Raw genomic sequence first — 13,435 nt, 5'->3', positions numbered from 1 at the left:
CCGGACAGGCCCTACGCCATCCACCGGTCCGGCCGTGCGTCCCTGCGGCCCGTGCGGGACCTCTCCGCCTGTGCCCGCAGCAGCTCCGCGGCCTCCTGGGCGTCCCTCAGACGGGCGGTCACGGTCTTGTCGGCCCCCGTGTCCAGGTGGACGTCGGCGACGCCCCACAGCCGCTGCCACGGCCCCTGGGACAGCCGTACGCTCTGGACCTTCGCGTGCGGCACGAGCGCCAGGCTGCGGCGCAGCAGGCCGGTCCGGGCGGCGAAGACCGCGTCCGTGACGGCGAGGCCGTACCCGCGCCACCACACCGGCACGCACCGGCCCGCCCGCCGCGGCGGACGCGACAGGGCGGCGCGCGGCGGGACGGTCGCGCCGGGCAGCACGCGCGCGACGACCGACGCGGCGATCTCGCGCGGGGCCACCGGCAGCAGGACCGAGTTGGACGAGCCCGCCACGTCGAGCTCCACCCGCACCCAGCCGCGCCGCCGCCACAGCAGCGGCTCGACGACGCGTACGGTCTGCACCCGGCCCGGCGGCACCGTTTCGTGCGCGCGATCGAGCAGACCGTGGTCGAGGCGCAGCCCGTCCGGGGACTCGCCGACCGTCCAGTCGTACTCCGCGACGAACCGTCCCACGCTGCTCGCACCCGCCGCGCCCAACAGCGGCACCGCGGTCGCGAGGACCGACCAGGCGCTCTCCGTGACCAGCCAGAGGACCGTCGGTACGACGATCGCGGCGGCCAGCGTGGCCCAGGTGGCGCCGGTCAGGACGAGGGAGACGGCCAGGACGCCCGGCGGCACCCGCAGCAGCTCCTGCGACGGCGCCTCGCCCACCTCGTGCGCCGTCTCGGGCGCGAAACCGGCGGCGCGCGCGAGCAGTTCCGCGCGCAGCGCACGCGCCTCGTCGGCGCCCAGGAAGGCGAGTTCGTCCTTCTTGTCCGTGCCTATGACATCGAGTTTGAGCTTCGAGACGCCCGCCACGCGCGCGAGCAGCGGCTGGGTGATGTCGATGGCCTGGATGCGTTCCAGCCGGATGTGCGCGGTGCGGCGGAACACCAGCCCGGTGCGGATCCGCAGCTCGCTGTCGGTCACCGCGAAGTGCGTGAACCACCAGGTCAAAAAGCCGTACAGGGCGGCGGCGGGGATGAGTACGGCGAGGGCGATCAGGATCGTGGTGGTGGTCAGCCGGGTCAGCTGGCGCTGCGCCTGGTCGGGGTCGTGCACCGCCCACCCGATGAGCACGGCGACCGGCGCCCACGCCCGCCTGAGCGGCGTCACCGGGTGCAACCGCCGATCCGTCACAGGTCGCCCCTCGCCCACGGCGTCGTCGACGCCCGGCGCCGTCACAGGCCCGCCGATCGGGCCTCGCCCAGCTCGGTGAGCCGGTCGCGCAGCCGTTCCGCCTCCGCCGGGTCGAGGCCGGGGATCGTGGCGTCGGTCGCGGCGGCCGCCGTGTGCAACTGCACGCTGGCCAGCCCGAAGTGCCGCTCGACGGGCCCCGAGGTGACCTCGACCAGCTGCATCCGGCCGTACGGCACCACCGTCTCCTCGCGCCACAGCACGCCCCGGCTGATCAGCAGGTCGTCGGCGCGCTCGGCGTACCGCCACGAACGCCAGTTGCGCCCGAGCATCACCCAGCCCCAGGCGATCAGCGCCAGCGGCAGCAGCGCGAAGGCGGCCCAGCCCGGGCCGACGAGCAGACCGAGCAGCAGGCCGAGCCCCACCGCCAGCAGCCCCAGCCACACCACCAGCAGCAGTCGGCGCATCCGCAGCAGCCCCGGTGGCAGCCCGGTCCACCCCGGATCGTCCGCCGTCCGCTCGTCCCCCGTCGTCCCCGTGTTCTCCGGGCTCCCCGTCTCCATGAGGCCAGCGTACGTAGGAGAGACTGTGTCCATGACTCCTACGACGGAGACCATGGTCGGTATCGGCGGCGCCGCGGAGAGCACCGACATGGTGCTCAACATCGGCCCCCAGCACCCGTCCACGCACGGCGTGCTGCGCCTCAAGCTCGTCCTGGACGGCGAGCGCATCCAGCACGCGGAGCCGGTGATCGGCTATATGCACCGCGGCGCCGAGAAGCTCTTCGAGGCCCGCGACTACCGCCAGATCATCATGCTCGCCAACCGCCACGACTGGCTGTCGGCGTTCTCCAACGAGCTGGGCGTCGTCCTCGCCGTGGAGCGCATGCTCGGCATGGAGGTGCCCGAGCGGGCGGTGTGGACGCGGACGCTGCTCGCGGAGCTCAACCGGGTGCTCAACCACCTGATGTTCCTGGGCTCGTACCCGCTGGAGCTGGGCGGGATCACGCCGATCTTCTACGCCTTCACCGAGCGCGAGGAACTCCAGCACGTCATGGAGGAGGTCTCCGGCGGCCGGATGCACTACATGTTCAACCGGGTCGGCGGCCTGAAGGAGGACCTGCCGGCCGGGTGGACCACACGCGCGCGTACCGCCGTCGCCGACGTGCGCTCCCGCATGGACCGTTTCGACGACCTGGTCCTCGGCAACGAGATCTTCCGCGGGCGTACAAGGGGCGTGGGCGCCCTCACGCCGCAGGCCGTGCACGCGTACGGCGTGAGCGGGCCGATCGCGCGCGCCTCCGGCGTCGACTTCGACCTGCGCCGGGACGAGCCCTACCTCGCGTACGGCGAGCTCGGGGACGTCCTGAAGGTGGTGACCCGCGAGGAGGGCGACTGCCTCGCCCGGTTCGAGTGCCTCCTGGAACAGACCCACAACGCCCTCGACCTCGCCGACGCCTGCCTGGACCGGCTCGCCGAGCTGCCGCCCGGGCCGATCAACCAGCGGCTGCCCAAGGTGCTGAAGGCGCCCGAGGGCCACACCTACGCGTGGACCGAGAACCCGCTCGGCATCAACGGCTACTACCTCGTCAGCAAGGGCGAGAAGACGCCGTACCGGCTGAAGCTGCGCTCGGCGTCGTACAACAACATCCAGGCGCTGGTCGAGCTGCTGCCGGGGACGCTGGTCGCGGACATGGTGGCGATCCTGGGGTCGATGTTCTTCGTGGTGGGCGACATCGACAAGTAGGAGTCCGTTCGGAATTCCAACGGGCCCGGCCGCTCAGTTTGCCAGTACGTCCGGAATTCCAACCGGCTGCATCAGCCACCCGAAGTCGCCCAGTCCGCCCGTCGCGGTCAGCTCGGCGGCCTCGCCCGCGGTCGCCAGGGCTCGTACGTACTCGGCCGGGCGGGTCGAGGCCAGTGCGAGCGGGGGGCGTGCGCCCGTGACGCCCAGGGCGGCCAGGGCTTCGCGTTGGGACAGCAGGCGTGCGCCGGGCAGGGCGCACGCGTCCAGCGCCACATGCGCCGTGATGTCGCACGAGCCGTCCGGCACGGGTACCGTCCCGCGGCCCTCGCGGAAGCCGGTGAGGGTGCCGAAGGGCGGCCGCGCCGCCGCCGTGTGGGCGTAGTCCACGGCGACGGCCAGGCCCCGGTCGAGGGCCGCCACGGCGCCGGCCCAGGCCTCGTCCCGCGGCAGCCCGATCTCGGCCCGCGTGCCCTCGGAAGCGCTCGCCGCCGGCCACCACCGCGCGAGCCACTCCGCCTCCGCGCCGGCGACCGGCTCCCCGAGGCGCTCGGTCCCGTCCCGCCGTACCAGCACCAGGCGCCACACGCCCGCGGCGTCCACCTCCGCGACCTCCAGCGGAACGTTGTCCAGCCACTCGTTGGCGAACAGCAGGCCCGTGATCCCGCGCGGCGGCCCGGGCAGCCACTCGATCCGGTGATCGAGGGTTCCCGGCCGGTCGGCGAGCTCCACGGCGTACGCACGCGTGCGTGCCGCCACCTCGGCGGGCAGAACGGCCAGGACGCCGGTCACCAGCTCGCCGCGCCCCGCCGCCATGTCGACGAAGTCGAGCGAGCCGGGCCGGCCCAGCGCCTCGTCGACCCGGCACAGCAGCCGGGCCACGGCACCGGCGAAGAGCGGCGAGGTGTGGACGGACGTACGGAAGTGGCCGGCCGGTCCCTCGGGCCGACGGTAGAAGCCGTCCGGACCGTAGAGAGCGGCTTCCGCCGCCGCACGCCACCCGCGCCACTCACCCGTCGTCTCTGCTGTCACCGGCCCAGGCTAGACAGGGCGTAGGCGCACAGGGGAACGCAGCCTCCACCTTGCGGAGTACACGCGGCCGGTGCGGATCGGCCCTCCGGTTGACCCCTGCACGCATCTCGCTTCCCTACGCTGGGTTACGTGCAGCGCCTCTATGACTTCCTCCGCAGGCACCCGACAGGGGTCGACAGCTTCTGGGCCGTCTTCCTGTTCGGGATCTCTGTGTTGACCGTGGCCGTTCAGGAGGAGGGCGGGCAGGACCTTCCGGGCATCCGTTCCGAGGCGGTCATCGTCCCGGTCGTCCTCCTGCTGTGCCTGGTGATCGCGCTGCGCCGGCGCATGCCGGAGAAGATGCTGCTGCTGGCCATCGGGGTCGGGCTGGCCCAGCTGGCGCTGGACGTGGCGACGACGGCCGCCAACTTCGCCTTCCTGGTGATCGTCTACACCGTGGCCGCGACCGGCGCCCGCTGGGCCTCCCGGCTCGCACTGGCCGTCGGCCTGTGCGCGGCGCCCGTCGCGCAGTTGCGCTGGCCGGAGCAGGATTCCAGCGTCCTGGGCACGGTCGCCCTGATGATCTTCACGTCGGTGCCCTTCGCCCTCGCCTGGGTGCTCGGCGACTCGATCCGCACCCGCCGCGCCTACTACGAGCAGCTGGAGGAGCGCGCGACCCGGCTCGAGAAGGAGCGCGAGGCGCAGGCCAAGGTCGCGGTCGCCGCCGAACGCGCCCGGATCGCGCGCGAGCTGCACGATGTCGTCGCGCACAACGTCTCCGTGATGGTGGTGCAGGCCGACGGCGCCGCCTACGTCCTCGACTCCGCCCCCGACCAGGCCAAGAAGGCCCTGGAGACCATCTCCTCCACCGGCCGCCAGGCCCTCGCCGAGATGCGCCGCCTGCTCGGCGTGCTGCGCACCGGCGAGCACCAGGAGGGCGGCGAGTACGTCCCGCAGCCCGACGTCGAGCAGATCGACGACCTCGTCCAGCAGTGCCGCAGCTCCGGGCTGCCGGTCGACTTCAAGGTCGAGGGCACCCCGCGCCCGCTGCCCAGCGGCGTCGAACTCACGGCGTACCGCATCGTGCAGGAGGCGCTCACCAACACCCGCAAGCACGGCGGGCCGAACGCGGGCGCCAGTGTGCGCCTGGTCTACTTCGACGACGGGCTCGGCCTGCTCGTCGAGGACGACGGCAAGGGCGCCCCGCACGAGCTGTACGAGGACGGCGGCGCCGACGGCGAGGGGCACGGACTGATCGGGATGCGCGAGCGCGTCGGCATGGTCGGCGGCACCCTGGACGCGGGACCGCGCCCGGGCGGAGGATTCCGCATCAGTGCGCTGCTGCCGCTCAAACCAGCACACTGACGCCTGCGCAGGCCCCTCGTTGACACCTGTCAAGGCGTGCCAACGGCCCGGTGGAACAGCAGAACGGCCCTGTGGAAGCGGCCCGGTAGACGGATACGGAAGACACGGAAGAGGACCCGATGACGATCCGCGTGATGCTCGTCGATGACCAGGTGCTGCTGCGCACCGGGTTCCGGATGGTGCTCGCCGCCCAGCCGGACATGGAGGTCGTGGCGGAGGCGGGCGACGGCGTCGAGGCCCTCCAGGTGCTGCGCGAGACCCCCGTCGACGTCGTGCTGATGGATGTGCGCATGCCGAAGCTGGACGGTGTGGAGACCACCCGCCGCATCTGCTCCGAGCCAGAGCCCCCCAAGGTGCTGATCCTCACCACCTTCGACCTCGACGAGTACGCCTTCTCCGGGCTGAAGGGGGGCGCCTCCGGCTTCATGCTCAAGGACGTGCCGCCCGGCGAACTCCTCGCCGCCATCCGCTCCGTGCACAGTGGCGACGCCGTGGTGGCCCCCTCGACGACCCGGCGGCTGCTGGACCGGTTCGCGCCCATGCTGCCCTCCACCGGCACGGAGCCCCGGCACAAGGAGCTGGAGCGGCTCACCGACCGCGAGCGCGAGGTCATGGTGCTGGTCGCCCAGGGCCTGTCCAACGGCGAGATCGCGGCCCGGCTGGTCCTGTCCGAGGCCACGGTGAAGACCCACGTCGGCCGCATCCTGACCAAGCTGGGGCTGCGCGACCGGGTCCAGGTGGTGGTCCTGGCGTACGAGACCGGGCTGGTGCGGGCCGGCGGGCACGGCTGAAGCCGCGGTCGTCACACGCGTGTGACGGGAGGCCACTAGGGTCTGCGCATGCTCCTGTGGATCAACGGCCCCTTCGGGGGCGGCAAGACACAGACCGCACACGAGATCCAGCGGCGCCTGCCCGGCAGCGTCATCTGCGATCCCGAGCACGCCGGCTTCGGCCTGCGGCGCATGCTCCCGGCGGAGCTGCGTGGGGCCCGCGGCCGGAGGCCGCTGATAGATGATTTCCAGGATCTGAGGTCCTGGCGCGAGGGCGTCGTCGAGGTCCTCGACCTCGCCCTCGCCAAGCACGACGGCGTCGTGATCGCCCCCATGACGGTCACGAACTCGGGCTACTTCGCCGAGACCGTCGGCCGGCTGCGCGAACTCGGCCATGACGTACGGCACTTCACTCTCCTCGCCGAGCGCGAGACCGTCCTGAAGCGGTTGCGGGAGCGCGGCTTCGGGCATCTCGGGCAGTTCGTCGCCGGAAAGAACGCCGGGCTACGCCGGGAGAGCTGGGCCGTCCAGCAGCTCGACCACTGCCTGGAGCGGCTGAGCGAGCCGGAGTTCGCCGAGCATCTGTGGACCGACCACTCGACCGTGCCGAAGGCCGCGGACCGGATCGCCGTCCTGGCCGGACTGAAACTCCGGCCCAACAACGAGGGCGCGCTGCGGACGCGGCTGCGGCAGGTGGGCGTCGGGATCCGGCACATCCGGTTCGACTGACGGTCACCCCGTGAGCGCCGTCATCTCAGGAGCGCTTCGAGGAAGTCGCTGCCGAGCCGCGCCACCGAGGTGACGTCCAGCTGGTACAGGACGTACCGCCCCCGGCGCCGGGTGGTGATCAGGCCCGCCTTCTTGAGGACGCTCAGGTGCCGGGATATCTCCGGGGCGGTCATGCCGTGGATCTGTACGAGCTCGCTCGTGGTGTAGGTGCTGCGGGCGAGATTGCGGCACAGCTGCATTCGCACCGGGTGGGACAGGGCGGTCATGCGCAGGGTCAGCTGCTCGACGGAGGGCGGTGACGACAGCTCGGGGGAGCTGACGGGATAGTGCAGCACGGGCTGCCAGCCGTGCCGGTGCAGCACCATCAGATGCGGCCAGCCCAGGCTCGTCGGCACCAGCAGCAGACTGCCGTTCCTGATCAGGCTGTGGCCCTGGCGGAGTTTGTCGATGGTGATCCGTCCGGCGGCCTCGTCGAGCACCACCGCCGCGGAGATCGACGTCAGCGCCTCGGCCAGCCCCTTGTGCCGCAGGAGCTCGGTCCGGTGGCGGGCGTCCGCGGCGAGCTGGTGGCGCAGCCGGGACCAGGTGTCGGCGAAGAACGCCTCGTCGCAGTCCGCCAGGAACTGCCGCAGCCAGGCACGGATCCTCGGTGGGTCGTCGAGCAGCCGCTGACTGAACCGCAACTGCTGCGGCCCGCGCGCGGCGGCCAGGTCCAGGGCGCGGCGGCGCAGCTCCGCGTCGGCCAGCACGTCCCGGCTCGGCGTGGCGTAGGGCAGGGCGCAGGTGAACTCCAGGGCCGCGTCCACGAACTGCTCGTCCGTCAGCTTGTCCAGCAGGTCCAGCTCCTCGGCGAGCGTCGCGCCGGGCAGGGCGCCGCCCGGGACGCCCGCGTAGGGCAGGAACAGATCCGAGAACGTCGTCCGCCACAGGAAGTCGGCCTCGCACATCCGGTCGGCCAGGTGCGGATCGAGCCGGGCGGTGACACTCGTGGCCCAGCCTCGCAGCCCCGGATGGTGCCCCGACTCCGCCAACGCGTGCAGCGCGGTGCCGAGCTCGGCCAGGGGCGAGGGGACCACGACGACCCTCTCCGGCCGCAGCCCCGCGATGTCGATGCTCACGCTCATGCCCTCATGGTGCACCCCGCCACAGACAACGCGGCCGTCGATTGACGCCGGCCGTCAATCCACGCGACGCGACCGCGGGCCCGGACGCAGCCTGGGACCACCGGGGCAGCCGCGGAGCCCGATCCCTACGTCATGTCTCCAACGTCCCGAGAAGGCGATCCACCATGAGCGTCACGCAGCACCACCTCCTCGACGTCTACCGCGCCCGGCAGCTCGGCGAGCCCGCCCCTCCGGCGCCGGGCGCCCACGACTGGCAGGTCGTCCGCGAGTGGCGCGACCACCGGCAGTTCAGGGCGGCCGTCGTCGCCGGGCGGCCGGCCCGGGAGCGGATCCGGACGGGCCTGGGCCGCCTGCTGCGCGGGCGGCGGCGTTCTACCGGCTGACCAGCGGGGTCAGTCGGGCCACGAACTGTGTGACCGCCGCCTTCACGTCCTCCTCGCTCCACTCCAGGCCGGGGGCCCGTACATGGATCTCGGTGAAGGACAGGCCGGGCCCGTGCGGGTCCCAGGGGGAGGTGAACAGCATGGTGCCGGTCTCCTCGGCCTGGCGCACCGCCGCCTCGGTGAGCACGTCGGCCTCGTGCGGCAGCCAGACCTGGAAGTCGTGGGTGTGCGGCACCTCCGGGTACACGCGCGCCCATGGCAGGCCGGCCGCCGCGAAGCCCTCGCGGAACGCGGCGGCCACCACGCGCGCGTGTGCCACGTACTCCGGCAGTCGGGGCAGCTGCTTCTCCAGGCCGACCAGCGCCGACAGTACGGTGGGGAACTGCTGGAAGATCTGCCCGCCGTACCTGTGGCGCCAGGTCCTGGCCTCCTCGATCAGGGTCCTCGGGCCGGCCAGGGCCGCGCCCGCGAAAGCGTCGAGCGACTTGTAGAACGACACGTACACGCTGTCCGCAAGGCCCGCGATCTCCTCCAGCGGACGGCCGAGCTGGACAGTGGACTCCCACAGGCGGGCCCCGTCGAAGTGCACCACGGCGTCCCGCTCACGCGCCGCCTCCACGACCTCGGTGAGCTCGTCCCACGTGGGCAGCACGCAACCGGCGTCCCGCAAGGGGAGTTCGAGCATGAGCGTCCCGAAGGGCTCGGCGAGGTCACGCACCTCGGCGGCGGTCGGCATCCTGGGCTCGCTCGTCACCCGCACCGGACGCAGACCGCTCACCTGGCTGAACGCGTCGCGCTCGTGCACCTCGGGGTGGCTCAGCGCGTGCAGGGCGACCGTCGGGTTGCCGGTCCGGCCCGCCCAGCAGCGCAGGGCCACCTGCTGGGCCATCGTGCCGGTCGGGAAGAAGGCGGCCGCCTCCATGCCGAGCAGTGCGGCGACCTTCTTCTCCAGCACCTCGACGACGCCGTTGCCGTAGATGTCCGACGGCTCGTCCAGGTCGTACACGTCCTTGGCGTCGTCCAGCAGGGCCAGGCGCTCGCGCAGGGACTTCTGGAAACCGTGGCGGGCGAACACGCGCCGGGCGCTGCGCTGGGCGGCTATGCGCCGCTCGCGGAGCTGCCCGCGCCGTTCCTCGTCGGACGCCTGATCCTGCTGGTGGCCGCTCTGCGGCGCCGTGTCACTCATCCCCGGATGATGCCTCGCGTGGGCGTACGCGAGCACCCGCATTTCCGTGCGCCCGCCCGCCTCTTCTCCACAGTCCGGGGCGTGCGATGACCCACAGCCTGTGGACAACCGAACCCCCCCCGAACCAATCGCGTTAACATGACGAGAAATCGTCCGGTACCCAGAGCGGACTGGAACGGGAAGGCCGCCGTCGAGTGAGTACAAGCCAACAGCCAGACCCCAGGGACCGCCCCGCGCGCCTCACCGTCGGCGTCGTCGGCGCCGGCCGCGTGGGCCCCGCGCTCGCCGCGTCCCTCCAGCTCGCCGGGCACCGTCCGGTGGCCGTCTCCGGGGTCTCCGACACCTCCCGGCGGCGAGCCGCGCAGATGCTCCCCGACGTGCCGCTCGTGCCGCCCGCCGAAGTCCTCGCGCGCGCGGAACTGGTCCTGCTGACCGTCCCCGACGACACCCTCCCCGGACTGGTCGAGGGCCTCGCCGACACCGGGGCCGTCCGGCCGGGGCAGCTCCTGGTACACACCTCCGGGCGCTACGGCACGAAGGTGCTCGACCCCGCCCTGCGCGCGGGCGCGCTGCCGCTGGCCCTGCACCCGGCGATGACCTTCACCGGCACCCCGGTGGACGTCCAGCGCCTGGCCGGCTGCTCCTTCGGCGTCACCGCGCCCGAGGAACTGCGGCTGGCCGCCGAGGCCCTCGTCATCGAGATGGGCGGCGAACCGGAATGGGTCGCCGAGGACATGCGCCCGCTGTACCACGCGGCGCTCGCGCTGGGCGCCAACCACCTGGTCACGCTCGTCGCCCAGTCCATGGAGCTGCTGCGCGAGGCGGGCGTCACGGCCCCCGACCGGATGCTCGGCCCGCTGCTCGGCGCCGCCCTCGACAACGCCCTGCGCTCGGGTGACGCCGCCCTGACCGGCCCCGTCGCGCGCGGGGACGCCGGCACCGTCGCCGCGCACGTGACGGAGCTGCGCAGGCACGCCCCGCAGACCGTCGCCGGCTATCTCGCGATGGCCCGCGCGACCGCCGACCGTGCGCTCGCCCACGGGCTGCTGAAGCCGGAGCTCGCCGAGGACCTCCTCGGGGTACTCGCCCATGGATCCGACGGCGCCGAGGGAGGGGCCCGATGACGATCATCCTGCTGCGCACGGCCGACGAACTGCGCGCACGCGCGCGTACCGGCCGCCGCGCCGTGGTGATGACCATGGGCGCCCTGCACGAGGGCCACGCCACCCTGATCCGCACCGCGCGCACCATCGCCGGACCTCAGGGCGAGGTCGTCGTCACCGTCTTCGTGAACCCCTTGCAGTTCGGCAAGGGCGAGGACCTCGACCGCTACCCGCGCACCCTGGAGGCCGACCTCAAGATCGCCGAACAGGCGGGCGCGGACGCCGTGTTCGCCCCCTCGGCCGACGAGGTCTACCCGGGCGGCGAACCCCAGGTCCGCATCAGCGCAGGCCCCATGGGTGAGCGCCTGGAAGGCGGCTCCCGCCCCGGCCACTTCGACGGCATGCTCACCGTCGTCGCCAAGCTGCTCCACCTCACCCGCCCCGACGTCGCCCTGTACGGCCAGAAGGACGCCCAGCAGCTCGCCCTGATCCGCCGCATGGTCCGCGACCTGAACTTCGGCGTCGAGATCGTCGGTGTCCCCACCGTGCGCGAGGAGGACGGCCTCGCGCTGTCCAGCCGCAACCGCTACCTCGCGCCCAAGGAGCGGCGCACGGCACTGGCCCTGTCCCAGTCGCTGTTCGCAGGCCGCGACCGGCACGCGGCACAGGAGGCGCTGCGCGCCCGGGCCCGCGAAGTGCCCGCCACGCGTGCGCGTGCCGAGGCGCTCAGCGCCATAGGGGAGTCCCGCGCGGCGGCCGACGCGCACGCCGTCGCCAAGGCCGTCCCCGGCGGCCCGGCGGCCGTCCGCGCCGCCGCCCGCCTGGTCCTCGACGAGGCCGCCCGCCTCGATCCGCCGCTCGAACTGGACTACCTCGCGCTCGTGGACCCGTCCGACTTCACCGACATCGAGGACGACTTCACCGGCGAGGCCGTCCTCGCCGTCGCCGCCCGGGTCGGCACGACCCGGCTGATCGACAACATCCCCCTCACCTTCGGAGCCGCCTCGTGACCAGCACAGGCATACGACTGCACGCTCCCGCCCCCGGGTGGTCCATCTCCGCGGACGTCGTGGTCGTCGGCTCCGGCGTGGCCGGCCTCACCGCGGCCCTGCGCTGCGAGGCCGAGGGCCTGACGACGGTCGTCGTCACCAAGGCCCGCCTCGACGACGGCTCCACCCGCTGGGCGCAGGGCGGCATCGCCGCGGCCCTCGGCGAGGGCGACACCCCCGAACAGCACCTCGACGACACCCTGGTGGCGGGCGTGGGGCTGTGCGACGAGGAAGCGGTCCGCATCCTCGTCACCGAGGGCCCCGACGCCGTACGCCGCCTCATCGAGACCGGCGCCCACTTCGACGAGTCCGAGGAAGGCGGCCTGGAGCTCACCCGCGAGGGCGGCCACCACCGCCGCCGTATCGCCCACGCCGGCGGCGACGCGACCGGCGCGGAGATCTCCCGCGCCCTTGTCGAGGCGGTACGCGCGCGTGGCCTGCGCACGATCGAGAACGCGCTCGTCCTCGACCTCCTGACGGACGCCGAGGGCCGTACCGCGGGCGTCACCCTGCACGTCATGGGCGAGGGCCAGCACGACGGCGTAGGAGCGGTCCACGCGCCCGCGGTGGTCCTCGCGACCGGCGGCATGGGCCAGGTCTTCTCGGCGACGACGAACCCGTCCGTGTCCACGGGCGACGGAGTGGCCCTGGCCCTGCGCGCCGGCGCCGAGGTCAGCGACCTCGAATTCGTCCAGTTCCACCCCACCGTCCTGTTCCTCGGCCCCGACGCGGAGGGCCAGCAGCCCCTGGTCTCCGAGGCGGTACGCGGCGAAGGCGCCCACCTGGTCGACGCCGACGGCGTCCGCTTCATGCTGGGCCGGCACGAACTGGCCGAGCTCGCCCCCCGGGACATCGTCGCCAAGGGCATCATGCGCCGCATGCAGGAGCAGGACGCCGAGCACATGTTCCTCGACGCCCGCCACTTCGGCGCCGACATGTGGGAGCACCGCTTCCCCACGATCCTGGCCGCCTGCCGCGCCCACGGCATCGACCCGGTCACCGCCCCCATCCCGATCGCCCCGGCCGCCCACTACGCCTCCGGCGGCGTCCGCACCGACTCCCACGGCCGTACGACCGTCCCCGGGCTGTACGCGTGCGGCGAGGTCGCCTGCACGGGCGTGCACGGCGCCAACCGGCTGGCCTCCAACTCACTCCTCGAAGGCCTCGTCTACGCCGAGCGCATCGTGGCCGACATCGCGGCCGCCCGCGCCGCCGACGGCCTCCACGCGCGCGTGCCGCACCCGGTGCCGTACCCCGAGACCCCCGAGCACCCCCTGCTCGCCCCCGAGGCCCGTTTCGCGATCCAGCGGATCATGGCCGACGGCGCCGGAGTCCTGCGCTCGGCGAACTCCCTCGCCAAGGCCGCCGACCAGCTCCAGCGACTGCACACCGAGGCCCGGGACGCCCTCACGGAGAACGGCAAGACGGCCGAGCCCGGCGTCGACACCTGGGAGGCCACCAACCTCCTGTGCGTGGCCCGGGCTCTGGTCACCGCGGCACAGCTCCGCGAGGAGACGCGCGGCTGCCACTGGCGCGAGGACGAGCCCGACCGCGACGACGCGACCTGGCGTCGCCACATCGTCGTACGCCTGAACCCCGACCGCACACTGGCCGTGCACACCACCGACACCGCAGACTTCCCCCCGACCCGGCAGCCACAGCAGGAGCAGTGAC

13 protein-coding genes are annotated in these 13,435 nt (G+C 73.0%); 8 read left to right on the top strand and 5 right to left on the bottom strand.

Features of this window, described 5'->3' with window-relative positions; all coding sequences use genetic code 11:
- Positions 1-11: 11 nt before the first annotated feature.
- On the bottom strand, positions 12-1,346 hold the full coding sequence (locus ACFZBP_RS06200; protein ID WP_383449522.1) for a PH domain-containing protein: 1,335 nt from the start codon (positions 1,344-1,346) through the stop codon (positions 12-14).
- Positions 1,343-1,861 (bottom strand): PH domain-containing protein, encoded by a 519-nt coding sequence (locus ACFZBP_RS06195; protein ID WP_383449523.1) that lies wholly within the window; start codon positions 1,859-1,861, stop codon positions 1,343-1,345. Before ACFZBP_RS06195 ends, ACFZBP_RS06200 begins: the two co-directional genes overlap by 4 nt.
- Before the next feature lie 31 nt (positions 1,862-1,892).
- Here ACFZBP_RS06195 and ACFZBP_RS06190 point away from each other — a divergent pair, with 31 nt between their 5' ends.
- Complete coding sequence (locus tag ACFZBP_RS06190; RefSeq protein WP_062723379.1) at positions 1,893-3,044, top strand: NADH-quinone oxidoreductase subunit D; 1,152 nt, start codon at positions 1,893-1,895, stop codon at positions 3,042-3,044.
- A gap of 33 nt (positions 3,045-3,077) precedes the next feature.
- Here the strand turns inward: ACFZBP_RS06190 and ACFZBP_RS06185 are convergent, their stop codons facing one another.
- Entirely contained in the window at positions 3,078-4,073 is a 996-nt protein-coding gene (locus ACFZBP_RS06185) for an SAM-dependent methyltransferase (protein ID WP_391410482.1), read from the bottom strand.
- 129 nt (positions 4,074-4,202) lie between these two features.
- Here ACFZBP_RS06185 and ACFZBP_RS06180 point away from each other — a divergent pair, with 129 nt between their 5' ends.
- From ACFZBP_RS06180 to ACFZBP_RS06170, 3 genes are all read left to right on the top strand, one after another.
- Positions 4,203-5,417 carry a sensor histidine kinase gene (locus ACFZBP_RS06180; RefSeq protein ID WP_383449525.1) on the top strand — a complete coding sequence of 405 codons (1,215 nt, stop codon included), beginning with the start codon at positions 4,203-4,205 and terminating at the stop codon, positions 5,415-5,417.
- A gap of 119 nt (positions 5,418-5,536) precedes the next feature.
- The gene (locus ACFZBP_RS06175; RefSeq protein WP_391410479.1) at positions 5,537-6,208 is read left to right on the top strand and encodes a response regulator; all 672 of its coding nucleotides are present in this window, start codon (positions 5,537-5,539) and stop codon (positions 6,206-6,208) included.
- A 48-nt stretch (positions 6,209-6,256) separates the two neighbouring features.
- Positions 6,257-6,916, top strand: a complete 660-nt coding sequence (locus ACFZBP_RS06170) for an AAA family ATPase (protein ID WP_383449527.1) — start codon at positions 6,257-6,259, stop codon at positions 6,914-6,916.
- A gap of 20 nt (positions 6,917-6,936) precedes the next feature.
- Here ACFZBP_RS06170 and ACFZBP_RS06165 read toward each other — a convergent pair whose 3' ends face one another.
- Positions 6,937-8,040: a DUF5937 family protein gene (locus ACFZBP_RS06165; RefSeq protein ID WP_391410476.1), complete on the bottom strand. Its 1,104-nt coding sequence runs from the start codon at positions 8,038-8,040 to the stop codon at positions 6,937-6,939.
- A gap of 164 nt (positions 8,041-8,204) precedes the next feature.
- Between ACFZBP_RS06165 and ACFZBP_RS06160 the strand changes: the two genes are divergently transcribed.
- Complete coding sequence (locus ACFZBP_RS06160; RefSeq protein WP_383449529.1) at positions 8,205-8,423, top strand: hypothetical protein; 219 nt, start codon at positions 8,205-8,207, stop codon at positions 8,421-8,423.
- On the opposite strand, the gene ACFZBP_RS06155 is transcribed toward ACFZBP_RS06160, so the two are convergent.
- A complete protein-coding gene (locus tag ACFZBP_RS06155) occupies positions 8,413-9,609 on the bottom strand; it encodes a beta-eliminating lyase-related protein (RefSeq protein ID WP_391410474.1) in 1,197 nt (398 codons plus the stop codon). The two genes, ACFZBP_RS06160 and ACFZBP_RS06155, sit on opposite strands and share 11 nt — an antisense overlap.
- A 194-nt stretch (positions 9,610-9,803) precedes the next feature.
- On the opposite strand from ACFZBP_RS06155, the gene ACFZBP_RS06150 reads away from it, so the two are divergent.
- From ACFZBP_RS06150 to ACFZBP_RS06140, 3 genes are read left to right on the top strand one after another with little or no spacing between them, the layout of a single operon-like run.
- Positions 9,804-10,733, top strand: a complete 930-nt coding sequence (locus ACFZBP_RS06150; protein ID WP_383449531.1) for a Rossmann-like and DUF2520 domain-containing protein — start codon at positions 9,804-9,806, stop codon at positions 10,731-10,733.
- Positions 10,730-11,722 carry a pantoate--beta-alanine ligase gene (gene panC / locus ACFZBP_RS06145; RefSeq protein WP_391410471.1) on the top strand — a complete coding sequence of 331 codons (993 nt, stop codon included), beginning with the start codon at positions 10,730-10,732 and terminating at the stop codon, positions 11,720-11,722. The genes ACFZBP_RS06150 and panC overlap by 4 nt, the downstream gene beginning before the upstream one ends.
- On the top strand, positions 11,719-13,434 hold the full coding sequence (locus tag ACFZBP_RS06140) for an L-aspartate oxidase (RefSeq protein WP_391410469.1): 1,716 nt from the start codon (positions 11,719-11,721) through the stop codon (positions 13,432-13,434). The genes panC and ACFZBP_RS06140 overlap by 4 nt, the downstream gene beginning before the upstream one ends.
- Position 13,435: the final 1 nt, after the last annotated feature.

The organism is Streptomyces sp. NPDC008086 (assembly GCF_042957325.1).
Classification (GTDB): domain Bacteria; phylum Actinomycetota; class Actinomycetes; order Streptomycetales; family Streptomycetaceae; genus Streptomyces.
This window is presented reverse-complemented; position numbering and strand designations above follow the sequence as displayed.

Bases quoted from the DNA above. Each gene is read 5' to 3' on its own strand.
- ACFZBP_RS06195 (WP_383449523.1), bottom strand. From the start codon at position 1,861: ATGGAGACGGGGAGCCCGGAGAACACGGGGACGACGGGGGACGAGCGG.
- ACFZBP_RS06190 (WP_062723379.1), top strand. From the start codon at position 1,893: ATGACTCCTACGACGGAGACCATGGTCGGTATCGGCGGCGCCGCGGAG.
- ACFZBP_RS06175 (WP_391410479.1), top strand. From the start codon at position 5,537: ATGACGATCCGCGTGATGCTCGTCGATGACCAGGTGCTGCTGCGCACC.
- ACFZBP_RS06170 (WP_383449527.1), top strand. From the start codon at position 6,257: ATGCTCCTGTGGATCAACGGCCCCTTCGGGGGCGGCAAGACACAGACC.
- ACFZBP_RS06165 (WP_391410476.1), bottom strand. From the start codon at position 8,040: ATGAGCGTGAGCATCGACATCGCGGGGCTGCGGCCGGAGAGGGTCGTC.
- ACFZBP_RS06160 (WP_383449529.1), top strand. From the start codon at position 8,205: ATGAGCGTCACGCAGCACCACCTCCTCGACGTCTACCGCGCCCGGCAG.
- ACFZBP_RS06155 (WP_391410474.1), bottom strand. From the start codon at position 9,609: ATGAGTGACACGGCGCCGCAGAGCGGCCACCAGCAGGATCAGGCGTCC.
- panC (WP_391410471.1), top strand. From the start codon at position 10,730: ATGACGATCATCCTGCTGCGCACGGCCGACGAACTGCGCGCACGCGCG.